The organism is Algibacter lectus (assembly GCF_004368925.1).
Classification (GTDB): Bacteria; Bacteroidota; Bacteroidia; order Flavobacteriales; family Flavobacteriaceae; genus Algibacter; species Algibacter lectus.
Genome location: NZ_SORL01000007.1, coordinates 212,555 through 224,555 on the forward strand (window position 1 = coordinate 212,555; position 12,001 = coordinate 224,555).

The 12,001-nt window shown below is 32.3% G+C and carries 12 protein-coding genes; 11 read left to right on the forward strand and 1 reads right to left on the reverse strand.

Going from position 1 to position 12,001, the window contains the following annotated elements; all coding sequences use genetic code 11:
- The first annotated feature begins 162 nt into the window (after positions 1-162).
- The 9 genes from DFQ06_RS01920 (at position 163) to DFQ06_RS01960 (ending at position 9,542) form a co-directional block, all read left to right on the forward strand.
- The gene (locus DFQ06_RS01920; RefSeq protein ID WP_162857628.1) at positions 163-921 is read left to right on the forward strand and encodes a Crp/Fnr family transcriptional regulator; all 759 of its coding nucleotides are present in this window, start codon (positions 163-165) and stop codon (positions 919-921) included.
- A 311-nt stretch (positions 922-1,232) separates the two neighbouring features.
- On the forward strand, positions 1,233-2,627 hold the full coding sequence (locus DFQ06_RS01925; protein WP_133965712.1) for a CmpA/NrtA family ABC transporter substrate-binding protein: 1,395 nt from the start codon (positions 1,233-1,235) through the stop codon (positions 2,625-2,627).
- Between the two features lie 27 nt (positions 2,628-2,654).
- Complete coding sequence (locus tag DFQ06_RS01930) at positions 2,655-3,761, forward strand: ABC transporter permease (RefSeq protein WP_074936214.1); 1,107 nt, start codon at positions 2,655-2,657, stop codon at positions 3,759-3,761.
- 118 nt (positions 3,762-3,879) lie between these two features.
- Positions 3,880-4,725 (forward strand): ABC transporter ATP-binding protein, encoded by an 846-nt coding sequence (locus DFQ06_RS01935; protein WP_074936212.1) that lies wholly within the window; start codon positions 3,880-3,882, stop codon positions 4,723-4,725.
- A gap of 11 nt (positions 4,726-4,736) precedes the next feature.
- Positions 4,737-5,564, forward strand: coding sequence for an ABC transporter ATP-binding protein (locus DFQ06_RS01940; protein ID WP_133965714.1), 828 nt, complete (start codon positions 4,737-4,739; stop codon positions 5,562-5,564).
- A 123-nt stretch (positions 5,565-5,687) separates the two neighbouring features.
- Positions 5,688-6,944: an alginate export family protein gene (locus DFQ06_RS01945; RefSeq protein WP_133965716.1), complete on the forward strand. Its 1,257-nt coding sequence runs from the start codon at positions 5,688-5,690 to the stop codon at positions 6,942-6,944.
- A gap of 174 nt (positions 6,945-7,118) precedes the next feature.
- Positions 7,119-7,835 (forward strand): carboxypeptidase-like regulatory domain-containing protein, encoded by a 717-nt coding sequence (locus tag DFQ06_RS01950; RefSeq protein ID WP_133965718.1) that lies wholly within the window; start codon positions 7,119-7,121, stop codon positions 7,833-7,835.
- Positions 7,836-8,888, forward strand: coding sequence for a transglutaminase domain-containing protein (locus DFQ06_RS01955; RefSeq protein WP_133965720.1), 1,053 nt, complete (start codon positions 7,836-7,838; stop codon positions 8,886-8,888).
- Between the two features lie 192 nt (positions 8,889-9,080).
- On the forward strand, positions 9,081-9,542 hold the full coding sequence (locus tag DFQ06_RS01960; RefSeq protein WP_159140046.1) for a lipocalin-like domain-containing protein: 462 nt from the start codon (positions 9,081-9,083) through the stop codon (positions 9,540-9,542).
- Between the two features lie 29 nt (positions 9,543-9,571).
- Here the strand turns inward: DFQ06_RS01960 and DFQ06_RS01965 are convergent, their stop codons facing one another.
- Positions 9,572-10,543, reverse strand: coding sequence for a retropepsin-like aspartic protease family protein (locus DFQ06_RS01965; protein WP_133965722.1), 972 nt, complete (start codon positions 10,541-10,543; stop codon positions 9,572-9,574).
- Positions 10,544-10,984: 441 nt separating this feature from the next.
- Here DFQ06_RS01965 and DFQ06_RS01970 point away from each other — a divergent pair, with 441 nt between their 5' ends.
- Positions 10,985-11,380, forward strand: a complete 396-nt coding sequence (locus DFQ06_RS01970) for a hypothetical protein (RefSeq protein ID WP_133965724.1) — start codon at positions 10,985-10,987, stop codon at positions 11,378-11,380.
- A 51-nt stretch (positions 11,381-11,431) separates the two neighbouring features.
- Positions 11,432-11,995, forward strand: coding sequence for a hypothetical protein (locus DFQ06_RS01975; protein ID WP_133965726.1), 564 nt, complete (start codon positions 11,432-11,434; stop codon positions 11,993-11,995).
- The last annotated feature ends 6 nt before the right edge of the window (positions 11,996-12,001 follow it).

Consider the following 12,001-nt stretch of genomic DNA (forward strand, 5'->3'; position numbering starts at 1 on the left):
TAAAATCTAATTTTTAAATTACGGTTTTAACAATAAAGACATCATAAATATATGATGTCTTTATTGTTTTTAGAAACTATTTGCGTAATTATTAAAAATAAGTAGTGTTCTTGATGAGTAAGTATTAATACTTATATTTGTGTGATTCGCTTAAAGCTTTTTATGCAAAATACAGTTGTAAATACATATAGAACACCGCCAAACGTGAGATCGCTCACGAGAACGGCTTGCGAAGTATGTGATAATTCCGATTGTTTAATTAAAAATGTTTTAAAAACGTTAGGTCCTAAAACTCTAGAAAAAGAAAAGAGTGACATTCGTTGTAAAAAGGGCCAACAGTTTATAATAGAGGGCGCTCCAGTTAATGGCTTGTTTTTTATTCTCAAAGGTACTGTTAAGGTTTTTAGAACCGGTATTAATGGTCGTGAGCAAATAGTTCGTTTTGCGAAAGAAGGCGAAATTATTGGCCATCGTGGTTTTGGAACTGAAGAATATTATTCTATTGGTGCCGTGGCTTTGCAAGATACTGTGCTTTGTTATTTTTCTAAAGATAGTTTACAAGATGCTTTAAGAAAAAGCCCTGAGTTTAGTTATCAATTAATGTTGTTTTATGCCAATGAGCTTAACCGCAGCGAATCTAAAGTGAAGTCTATTTCTCAAATGACGGTTCGTGAGCGAGTTATTGACACATTGTTGTATATTAATAGAAAGTTTGGCGATTTACGTGGTTATCTCAATTTACCACTAAGCCGAAAAGAATATGCCGATTATGCAGGAACCACAGAAGAGCAGGTAATCCGTGTGTTTTCTTTGTTAAAAAAGGAAGGCTTAATTTCTGCTAAAGGAAAAAAAATAGGTGTTCCTAATGTGCAAGCACTTAAAAATGAAATTAGCGAACATAACTATTTCTTAGATAGTTAAGCATCATTTTAAAGTTATTCAAATTATATTTTTATTTCACTTTTAGATTTTCTTGATTTCAACTTTATTTTTATAAATACGTGTTTTTATACGTAGTTTTTTATGTTTACTATGTTGGTTTACGTAGTTTGTTTTGTGTGTTTAAGTTATTGTTAATTAAGTTATTGGTTATTTTAACTGTGTTTTCGCAGGTTTTTATATGATAAAAAAGCTATTGTTATATGGGGAATATCATGTATTAAATTGAGTTCTACTTATATATTTGCAACAAGTAAGTATTAATACTTAGTAATTAATTAAAACAATTCAACATGAAATCATTATTAACAAAATCCTCTTTAGTTGTTGCCTTAGCGGTTGCATTAAGTGCTTGCGGAGGCAAAGAGAAAAAGAAAGAAATAGCAGAAACTGTTGTAGCCGAAGTTTCTAAAACAAAAACATTAGATATTGAAAAACCACAATTAACATTTGGTTTTATCAAATTGACAGATATGGCGCCGTTAGCTATTGCGAAAGAAAAAGGATTTTTTGAAGATGAAGGTTTATTTGTTTCAGTTGAAGCACAATCGAATTGGAAAAATATTTTAGATCGTGTTATTGATGGTCAATTAGATGGTTCGCACATGTTAGCCGGGCAGCCTATTGCTGCTGGAGCAGGATTTGGTCGTCAAGCCGATTTAGTAACGCCTTTTTCAATGGATTTAAATGGAAATGGAATTACAGTATCCAACGATGTTTGGGCTAAAATGAAACCAAACGTGCCAATAGGAGAAGATGGAAAGCCTGTGCACCCTATTAAAGCAGAAGCTTTAAAACCAGTAATTACAGAGTATAAAAACTCAGGTAAGCCTTTTAAAATGGGAATGGTTTTTCCGGTGTCTACACATAATTATGAAATTAGATATTGGTTAGCAGCAGCGGGAATTCACCCAGGTATGTATACGGCCGATAATGTTCAAGGACAAATTGATGCTGAAGTTTTACTATCTGTAACACCTCCGCCACAAATGCCAGCAACGTTAGAAGCAGGAACTATTCATGGATATTGCGTAGGTGAACCATGGAACCAGCAAGCAGTATTTAAAGGTATTGGAGTTCCTGTAGTAACAAATTACGATATCTGGAAAAACAACCCGGAAAAGGTTTTTGTAATGACAAAGAAGTTTGTTGAAGATAACCCAAACACGGCTATTGCTGTAACTAAAGCTTTAATTAGAGCTGGTAAATGGTTAGATGAGCCAAGTAATAGAGCAGAGGCTGTAAAAATATTATCAATGTCTCAATATGTTGGTGCGCCAGAAGAGGTTTTAGCCAATTCTATGACAGGAACTTTTGAGTTTGAGAAAGGTGATAAGCGTGATATGCCAGATTTTAATGTATTCTACAAATACAATGCAACTTATCCATTTTATTCTGATGGTATTTGGTTCTTAACGCAAATGCGTAGATGGGGACAAATTCCTGAAGCTAAGCCAGCAGCATGGTATAAAGAAACTATTAGTAGTATTTATAGACCAGATATCTGGACGCAAGCCGCTAAACTTTTAGTTGAAGAAGGAAACATTCCTGCAGGAGATATTCCAACTACAGATGGTTTTAAACCAGCAACAGCAGATTTTATAGATGGTACAACTTACGATGGTAAAGATCCAATTTCTTACATCAATAGTTTTAAAATAGGAAATAAAGATAAAGCGATACAATAATTAGTAAAGCCAATACATAGAGAAGTCATGAAGCAAAGTATAACATTAGGAAAAGTAACCAATTTTGTAGGGTTAGGGTTTTTAAGCACCTTAAAAGACCTATTTACTGGGAAACTAGAAAGAGAAGATTTAAAAAATGTCCTACGTAAAACCGTTGTTCCACTGGCTTCTATGCTATTATTTATTGGGCTGTGGCATTTGGGTGCAAAATCTTTGTACAACATAGAAGCAGAATTTAAAATTGAAAAAGCCCTTACTGATCAAGGTCCAGAAGCTGCCGATGCTTTGCGTAGTTGCATAGCATCGGGAGATTCTAGTTGCCAACCTAACACGTTGCCATCACCGAGTCAGGTTTGGGACTCTTATAAATCGTTATTAAGAGATCATAACATTATAAAAGCTGATAAAGCTGCGTTTATTGAAAAAACAGCTGTTTTAAACGAGAAACGTTTGGCAGAAGGTAAAGATGCTATTACATATACTGGGCGACCATCTTTTGTAGATCAAATATTTAGAAGTTTAAAAACAGTGTTTGCTGGGTTTTTATTAGCCTTATTTATTGCGGTGCCTTTAGGTATTTTCATTGGGTTGAGTCCGACTTTAAAAAGCGCATTCAACTGGTTTATTCAAATCTTTAAACCGGTATCTCCAGTAGTTTGGTACTTACTTGTTTTTATGATTGTAAAAACATTATTGATCGATTCTAGCGAGGATAGCTCGTTTACTATATCGTTTATTAGTGTTGGTTTTTGTTCTATGTGGGCCACTTTGGTAAATACTGCTATGGGTGTTGCTACGGTAGATAAAGATTATATTAATGTAGCTAAAGTATTGAAGTTAGGACCGTTTCAAAAAATATTTAAAGTGGTATTACCATCGTCTTTACCATTAATTTTTACAGGTTTAAAAATTACCTTATCGGTAGCATGGATGGTTTTAATTGCTATTGAATTATTAGCTCAAAGTCCTGGTTTAGGTCTGTTTGTTTGGGAAGAATTCCAAAATGGAGCTAACGATTCTAATGCAAAAATTATTGTGGCCATGTTTGTTATTGGAATTATTGGTTTTTTATTAGATCGCATTATGCTAACCATACAAAACTGGGTGTCTTTTGATAAAACGGAAGGGATTTAATTGAACAGACGAATTTGCGTTAGGGATTGCAGTGGAAAGCCCACAGCGTAGGCACGGAGCGAGGACTTGTAGCGTAAAGCTCGACCCTTGTGGTAACGCCCAAATAAAACTTAGAAAAATGGCATATTTAGAATTAAATAATATTTATAAAACTTACGGTAAAGGCGAAAACGAACCGGAAGTGCTATCGAACATTAATTTATCGATTGAAGAAGGTGAATTTGTTGCTATTGTAGGGTTTACTGGTAGTGGAAAAACCACTTTAGTAAACTTAATTAACGGTTTAATTACGCCAACTAAAGGTGAGGTTTTATTTAAAGGTGAGCCTGTTATGGGAACTAGCCATGAGCGAGGTGTTATTTTCCAAAACTACTCGTTGCTGCCTTGGTTAACGGTAGGACAAAATGTGTATATGGCTGTTAAGGAGGCTTTTCCTAAAAAGAGTAAAGCGGAGTTGCATGCTATTGTAGCCGATTATGTGGAGATGGTGAGTTTAACACCTGCCATTAATAAGCGTCCGAAAGAATTATCGGGTGGTATGCGCCAACGTGTATCGGTTGCTAGAGCTTTAGCCATGAAACCAGAAATGATTATTATGGACGAACCTCTTGGTGCTTTAGATGCTTTAACGCGTGGGAATTTACAAGATGAAATTTTAAACATCTGGGGAAAAGATAAACGTACAGCGCTGTTAATTACTAATGATGTAGATGAAGGTATTTACATGGCAGACCGCATTATTCCGTTACGTCCAGGGCCAAATGCCACTTTAGGGCCTGAGTTTAAAATTGATATTGAACGCCCTAGAGATAAAACGGAAATGAATGATAATCCGAATTTCAAAAAAACAAGAAATGCCATTATTGAGTATTTAATGGATATTGGAAACGAGAGAAAAACTGAGGCTAAGGAAGCTATTGTGCTTCCGGATTTGAGTCCTAAGGATTTTGTTAATCAATTTTAAAAGTAAAAAGCATGAGCGTTATAATTGAAAATAAACAGAGCGATATACTTAAAAAACAAATTTTTCCTTCTCATGAAGTGATGTTGGATTTGAAAAACCTGAAAAAGGTTTACCCAACCCCAAAGGGTGACTATGTGGTTTTGGAAGATTTAAACTTACAGATTAGAAAGGAAGAATTTGTTACCATTATTGGGCATTCGGGCTGCGGGAAAACAACGATGCTTTCTATGATTGCTGGATTAAACCCTATTTCGGGCGGACATATATCTGTTTTAGGAAAGCATATAAAAGGCCCTGGGCCAGATAGAGGTGTTATTTTTCAGGCGCCGAGTTTAATGCCTTGGATGACATCTTTACAGAATGTTTTGTTGGGCGTAAATAAAGTGTTTCCGCATGCTACAAAAGCACAAAGGCATGATATTGCTAAGTATTATTTACAGAAAGTAGGCTTGGAAGATGCGTTTGATAAAAAGGCATCAGACCTTTCTCAAGGAATGCAACAGCGTGTTGGTATTGCTCGTGCTTTTGCTATTAAACCTAAAGTATTATTGCTCGATGAGCCTTTTGGTATGCTAGATTCTCTAACAAGAGGAGAGTTGCAAGATATTTTAATTGAAATTTGGAATAAAGAAAAAATTACAGCCGTTATGATAACGCACGATGTAGATGAAGCTATTTTTTTAGCAGATCGCGTGGTTATGATGACGAGTGGGCCTAAAGCGAAAATTGGTGATATTTTAAATATTGATTTTGAAAGACCACGAACACGTAAATCGGTTTTAGAACACGACGATTACTACAAGTATAGAAAACACTTAATAGACTTTTTGGAGCATTAAAAAGTAATATAAACATGAGATTTATCATAAAGTAAAAAAGGATAGTCTTATACATTTGCCTTAAAACATTAAAAAAGTTACAACAATCAATCACTAGATAATTAAAAACGTAAAATTAAAATTATGAAAAAAATTTATTTAACTATAAGCATACTAGCCTTAATGGTTCAATTTGCACAAGCACAGTTTACTTTAGATGGTGAGTTTAGGCCAAGAACCGAATACCGTAATGGTTTTGGTGGTATTATTCCAGATGCAGCAGACCCTGGTTTTGGAATTTCAACAAGAATTCGTTTAAATACAGGTTACTCTACAGAGAATTATAAGTTTTATGTAAGCTTACAAGATGTTATGGTTTGGGGAGAAAACAGACAAATTTTACCTTACGACCAGAATAACTCGTTTGCTGTATTCCAAGCTTGGGCAGAGGTGAAATTAGGCGAAGGATTTACTACTAAATTAGGTCGTCAGGTTATTTCTTACGACGATCAACGTATTTTTGGAGGCTTAGACTGGGCACAACAAGGGCGTAACCATGATGCGGCATTATTGAAATATAAAAAAGGAAAATTTTTATTAGATGTTGGTTTAGCGTTTAATCAAGATTACTCGAACCCAACAGGATTTCAATCGACTTCTACAGCTTACGGTACTACAGGATATTTTTCTTATAAAACCATGCAATATGCTTATTTAAAACAATCTTGGGATAGTTTTTCTGGTAGCTTATTATTGTTAAACAATGGTTTTCAGAAATATGAAGCAGATGGTGTAACTCCAGATGGTGTAAACAGCATTCAAACTTTAGGAACACACTTAGATTATAAAAGTGGCGATTTTGGAGCAGCATTAAATGCTTTTACACAAATGGGTGATACTGTTGATGGTGCTTATTTATTAGGCTTAGAGTTTACTTACAAAGCATCTGCTAAAGTTGGTTTAGGTGCAGGTATGGAACTTATTAGTGGTAACGATACTACAACTGCAGATTCTGAAGCTTTCTTCCCGCTATACGGAACCAATCATAAATTTAATGGTTTTATGGATTACTTCTACGTAGGAAATCATGCTAACAATGTTGGTTTATTTGATATTCACGTAAGTGCAAACTTTAAACTTAACGAAACCTCTAGCTTAATGGTTAAAGCATTAAACTTTAGTGGTGAGCAAGAGTTAGCTAGTGGCGAGAAATCTTTAGGAACAGAGTTAGATTTAGTATATTCTAAAGCCTTTAAAGGTTATGCTTTAAAAATAGGGTACTCTCACATGTTTGCTAGTGATGGTATGTACGAGCTTAAAGGTGTTACAGAAGCTGCTGCTGCCGATGTACAAAACTGGGCTTGGGCTATGTTAGTTATTAAGCCTAAGTTTTTAAACTAAGTTACTTTTAAGGAAACTCAAAATATTTAGAATCCCGCTTTTGGCGGGATTTTTTTTGTTTAAAGATCAGCCTAACTGAAAAAGAAGTTACACGCAGTGAAAAACACCGTTAGCTCATTATGGATAGTTTATACCTCATCCTATTGATATATTCGAATAAGAAAAATATATATTATGAAACAACAATTAAGTATTTCGGTTAAGCAACCATGTTCGGAAGATTATAATCAATTTAAACCTACGGCTTGTGGCGGGTTTTGTAATTCCTGCGACAAGGAAGTGATAGATTTTAGAAGAATGAATGACCAAAAGTTAACGGCTTATTTTAAAACCAACCAAGAAAACACTTGCGGCATTTTTGCGACTTCGCAGTTAAAGACATATACTTTAGAAGATAAAACAGGAAGCAATACATCATCTTTTAATTTTCTAAGAGTGGCAAGTGTGGTTTTTATTTCGTTAATTTCTTTACAAAATATACAGGCGCAACAAATACAACGGCCAACGCAAACGGTACAAAAAGTAAATGCTTTTAGTAGCAGCGAAGCGGAAGTGAAAAGAACATCTTCTAAAACTGAATTTTTAAAAGGAACAGTTTCTGATACGTCTAGTCCGTTACCAGGTGTAAATATTATATTAAAAGGGACTACTATTGGTACAAGCACTAATTTTGATGGTGAGTTTGAGTTTCCTGAAACCTTAAAGGAAGGAGATATTTTGGTTATAAGTTACATTGGTTTCGAAACACAAGAAATTGTAATTAAAAATAATCAAAAACCATTAGATATTGTAATGCGTGATGACGTTTGCATACTTGTTGGTAAAGTAGCTGTAAAAGAAGTTTATGAGTCTAAGCCAAACTTATGGCAAAAAATTAAAGGTATATTTTAGATGAAGCGCTTTGTATTCATTTTTATAACCTTAGTTGGTTTTACATCGGTATCTCAACAGTCAGATTTTAATAATATCGATTTTAAAGAAGCCGATAGTATTTCTGTATTGTACAATAATACCGCTTTAAAGAATTTACCTCTTTTAGCGCATAACCTCACGTTTCATTTAGATTCTGATGTCGAAAAATTTAGAGCCATTTACAAATGGGTTTGCCTTAATATAGAAGGCGATTATGGTTTTTATTTAAAAACGACTCGTAAGCGGAAAAAGTTTAAAAATGATAGTTTAGCTTTTACCAATTGGAACAAGCGTTTACAGAAAAAAGTGTTTAAACAGTTGGTAGAAAATCAAAAGACTATTTGTTCAGGTTATGCTTATTTAATTAAAGAATTAGCGTCTCTATCGGGTATAGCGTGCGAGATTATAAATGGCTATAGTCGTTCACCAAGTAGCCAGATAGGAGCGCTTGGTGTGGCTAATCATTCATGGAATGCGGTGAAGCTGAATAATAAATGGTATTTGGTAGATGCTACTTTAGCGAGTGGTTTTTTTAATGTGAATGAAAACAAATTTATTAAGAGTTATAAGGATGGTTATTTTTTAGCTGAACCAGAACAATTTTCTAAAAGTCACTTTCCTTTAGATTCAAAGTGGTTATTGTTAGATGAAGCTATAGATAGTAATCAGTTTGTTAATGGGCCTATGGTTTATGGTAGTTCTTTTAAATATGGCGTAGTTCCGGTATATCCAAACACTCTAAAGATTGAAGTTTTTAAAGAAGGAACGATTCCGTTTCAACTGAAAATTTTAAAAGATATTAATTTAAATGATGTTCAACTTTCTGTAAGTAATGGCGTTACTAAGGAAGCTGTACAGAATGATGATTTTACTTTTGTAGATGGGATACTGAAGCTAAATTATAGTTTTAAAACAAGAGGTCATTATGATTTTTATGTGTTGATTGATGATGAGGTTGTTGTTTCTTATGCGGTGCGGGTTTTGAAAGGGGATAAGCTAGGGAAGTTGGTTGTTTTGAATAATGAAAAGTGATTAATTGAAGAGTAGTTTTTCTTAATAAAAATTTATAGAATGATTAAAAAACACTATCTATGTAGGAAATTAACTAGCGGCTAGTATTTTAATTATTGCTAAAGTTTAGTTGAAACTATTTCTTTTTTTCTGGATAATAGTTGCTGTTTTTTTTAGATGATTAATTTACAGTCCATTAAAAATAAAACCCAAATGAAAAAAGTAAGCTTATTAGTTGTATTATTTATTATCGGATTCAATTTATCATCTTGTTCTTCAGATGATGATAACAACGAAAAACGAAGTAAAGAAGAATTGTTAATAGGAGAATGGAAAAAAAATGGCATAGGCGTTATATGTGCTTCTGGAAGTGAAAGCTTTGAAGCGTATTCTGGTTGTAAGGAAAATGGATCAATCACTTTTAATGCCGATGGAACTTATTATGATATTCCTTATATTCAATATATGGGAGACTGTATTATCGATGGAGAAAGTAATGGAACATGGGAATTTATAGATGATGAATTATATATTAGAAATAGTGAAGAAACTACCGCTTTAAAAGCTAGTTTATTTGAAATTTCCGAAAGTTCATTAAAACTAGGTGCAGATTCTAATCCATGTGACGGTGAAGATGCTCCTTCTATAGAATATATAGATTTTAGTAAAATATAGAGTGCATTTAATGATTACGAGGCGTTTATTTAAAAGCCTTTATTTTTCTTTTTTTTTGAAAATGTTATAGTGTTTGATAAATGAACTTCTAAATTACCATTGTCATCAATCTCATACTTTTTAGTTTTAAATGTAGCTCTTAATATTACTTTATCACTTTCCCAGACATAGTCGAAAGGTTCTTTTTTCAAATCTTCATAGTTCGTGGGTGTCCCTAAAGTTTGTATAAAGTTAGCTGTTATGTTTTCAAATTCATCTAGAGCTGTATTTTGTGTTTTTTCAGGTGAATTTGAAGAGTCTGATTGATAACGTTTTAATAAGATGATTATTTCGAGTTTATTATCGAAGTTGCTAAAGCCTAATAATAATTTATGAAAATCAATAGTATATAGGTTTTTTAGGTTATTTGATAAAGGTTCATAATCATATAAAGAACCAGAGCTGTTAGAACCTAATTTTATTAATTTTTTGAATGCTGAAATTTCGGTATCTAATTTGATATTTCTGTAACCGTATTTATCATCAAGCAAATGAATTTTCTTTTGTTTACTGTTATTTTCAATATTACCAAAAATTAATTTGTTGTCAACAATAGTGTAAGGTCCAAGTTTAGAAATGGCCGATTGACCTAATAGCAAAGGAGAGTTTTGTTGGTGGATAATTGATGCTTGAATATTTTCAAGAATAATTCCTCCGATATTGATTGTTTTAAGATTAACTTGAGTACCTTCAATAAGGTCTCCATTGGCAATTTGATAATTAACATTTCCAGCAAAATCAGTTTCTGTTAAAAGTCCTTGTTTAATTAAAAATTTAGCTTCTGTAATTGATAATGAAACATCTGTTGCTCCGGTATCAAAAATAAAGTTCATTGGAATACTGTTAACTTTACAAGGTATTTGTAGTATTCCATTGATTTTTTTCATTTCTATTGTTACTTGTGAAAAAATATTTAAACAGAAGAGGAAAACAGAATATGTAATGATTAATTTAATTTTCATATTATTTTTTATTATGTCTTGATGAGTTCTATTTTGTAATTGTCTCTAATAAAGAGGATGCTTACTTCAATAACTGCCATAAGGGAATTTTTAGTAAGTATAATACTAATATAACTTAAGACTATTTGTTTTCTTACATAGTTAATAATTCATTAGTACATTTAAACACTTAATATCAAAGTTTTAGTTAAAAGGAATAATTTCACGATAAAAGCTTAATTTTTTTTTAAAAATCCTAATATGTAAATTACTGTAAATAAGCGTTAAGTTCTTTACGGGTTTCCGTATTCTAGAGTTTTTTAAATTTCAGATTTCATTTTCATAAAAACATACTTTAGGTAATACTATTAAGGAAAGTAATGAAAGTTGGTAGTTTGAATAAGAACCACACATTAATTCTTCAAACTATTGCGTATCTCACAACGGAATAGTAATATTGAAATGATGAAAAAAATATTTACAAAAACAATTTGGTTAATACTATATTTAGTATTCAATATTGTTGTGTTTTTTATTGAAATAAACCTTTTCTTCAAGAAGAATAATACTAGTTACAGCGGTAATAGTAGTATTAGTTCATTGGATGATTTTTTTGCTTTATCTCATGCTTCTTTTAATGTTCTTGGAGAATTAGCAATAGTTGGTTTTTCATTTGTAGCTATGGGTATAGCTTTGGTTGCTTTTTTACTTTTTATACCACTTCAAGTTTATTTTTTAAAACCAAAATATAAAACCAGTAAGAAGAAGTTTTTATTTAGTTTGCTAGCTGCTTTCTGTATAGTAATTATACTAAAATTGATTGTTTATATTTGGATGTTTGTGGATCTTAATTATTAATGTTCGCTTTTTATTTACAACCAGATATGTCATTAATTTAAACAATAACCCATGAAGAAACTGATAGTTTTATTATTAATATTTGTAATGGGGTTTGTATCCTGTAAAAATTCAGAAAAGCAAATTGACAAGATTGAAATTTCTAAACAATACTTTAAAGAGCTCAGCCATTCAGATGATTCTAAAATATCTAATTTTATTACAGATAGTATAACTACAATTGAAGGTGAGTACGAGGTAACATATTCTAAAAAGGATTATTTAGAGTTATTGAAATGGGATGCTGTTTTTAGCCCTAACTATAATATACTTGAAATAGAGGAAGCGGGTGGAATAGTGAAAGTGAAAATTTCAAAAATAGATAAAAGAATTGCTTTTCTTCAGGAAGTGCCATTTGTAATGCAGCAAACTATAAAATTTCAAAAGGAAAAAATAATTAGTATTGAAACGGAATATTTGGATTTTAGAGAAGCTACATGGGAAATGAACAAAAACCGACTTATAAGCTGGGTTGATAAAAACAATCCTGAATTGAATGGATTTATACACGACCAAACAGAATCTGGCGGAATCAAATTTTTGAAAGCTATAGCGCTTTATAAAAACAGAGAATAAAGTGTT

What these genes read in the sequence shown, in the direction of transcription:
- DFQ06_RS01920 (WP_162857628.1), top strand. Translation starts at nt 163, where the DNA reads ATGCAAAATACAGTTGTAAATACATATAGAACACCGCCAAACGTGAGA.
- DFQ06_RS01925 (WP_133965712.1), top strand. Translation starts at nt 1,233, where the DNA reads ATGAAATCATTATTAACAAAATCCTCTTTAGTTGTTGCCTTAGCGGTT.
- DFQ06_RS01930 (WP_074936214.1), top strand. Translation starts at nt 2,655, where the DNA reads ATGAAGCAAAGTATAACATTAGGAAAAGTAACCAATTTTGTAGGGTTA.
- DFQ06_RS01935 (WP_074936212.1), top strand. Translation starts at nt 3,880, where the DNA reads ATGGCATATTTAGAATTAAATAATATTTATAAAACTTACGGTAAAGGC.
- DFQ06_RS01940 (WP_133965714.1), top strand. Translation starts at nt 4,737, where the DNA reads ATGAGCGTTATAATTGAAAATAAACAGAGCGATATACTTAAAAAACAA.
- DFQ06_RS01945 (WP_133965716.1), top strand. Translation starts at nt 5,688, where the DNA reads ATGAAAAAAATTTATTTAACTATAAGCATACTAGCCTTAATGGTTCAA.
- DFQ06_RS01950 (WP_133965718.1), top strand. Translation starts at nt 7,119, where the DNA reads ATGAAACAACAATTAAGTATTTCGGTTAAGCAACCATGTTCGGAAGAT.
- DFQ06_RS01955 (WP_133965720.1), top strand. Translation starts at nt 7,836, where the DNA reads ATGAAGCGCTTTGTATTCATTTTTATAACCTTAGTTGGTTTTACATCG.
- DFQ06_RS01960 (WP_159140046.1), top strand. Translation starts at nt 9,081, where the DNA reads ATGAAAAAAGTAAGCTTATTAGTTGTATTATTTATTATCGGATTCAAT.
- DFQ06_RS01965 (WP_133965722.1), bottom strand. Translation starts at nt 10,543, where the DNA reads ATGAAAATTAAATTAATCATTACATATTCTGTTTTCCTCTTCTGTTTA.
- DFQ06_RS01970 (WP_133965724.1), top strand. Translation starts at nt 10,985, where the DNA reads ATGATGAAAAAAATATTTACAAAAACAATTTGGTTAATACTATATTTA.
- DFQ06_RS01975 (WP_133965726.1), top strand. Translation starts at nt 11,432, where the DNA reads ATGAAGAAACTGATAGTTTTATTATTAATATTTGTAATGGGGTTTGTA.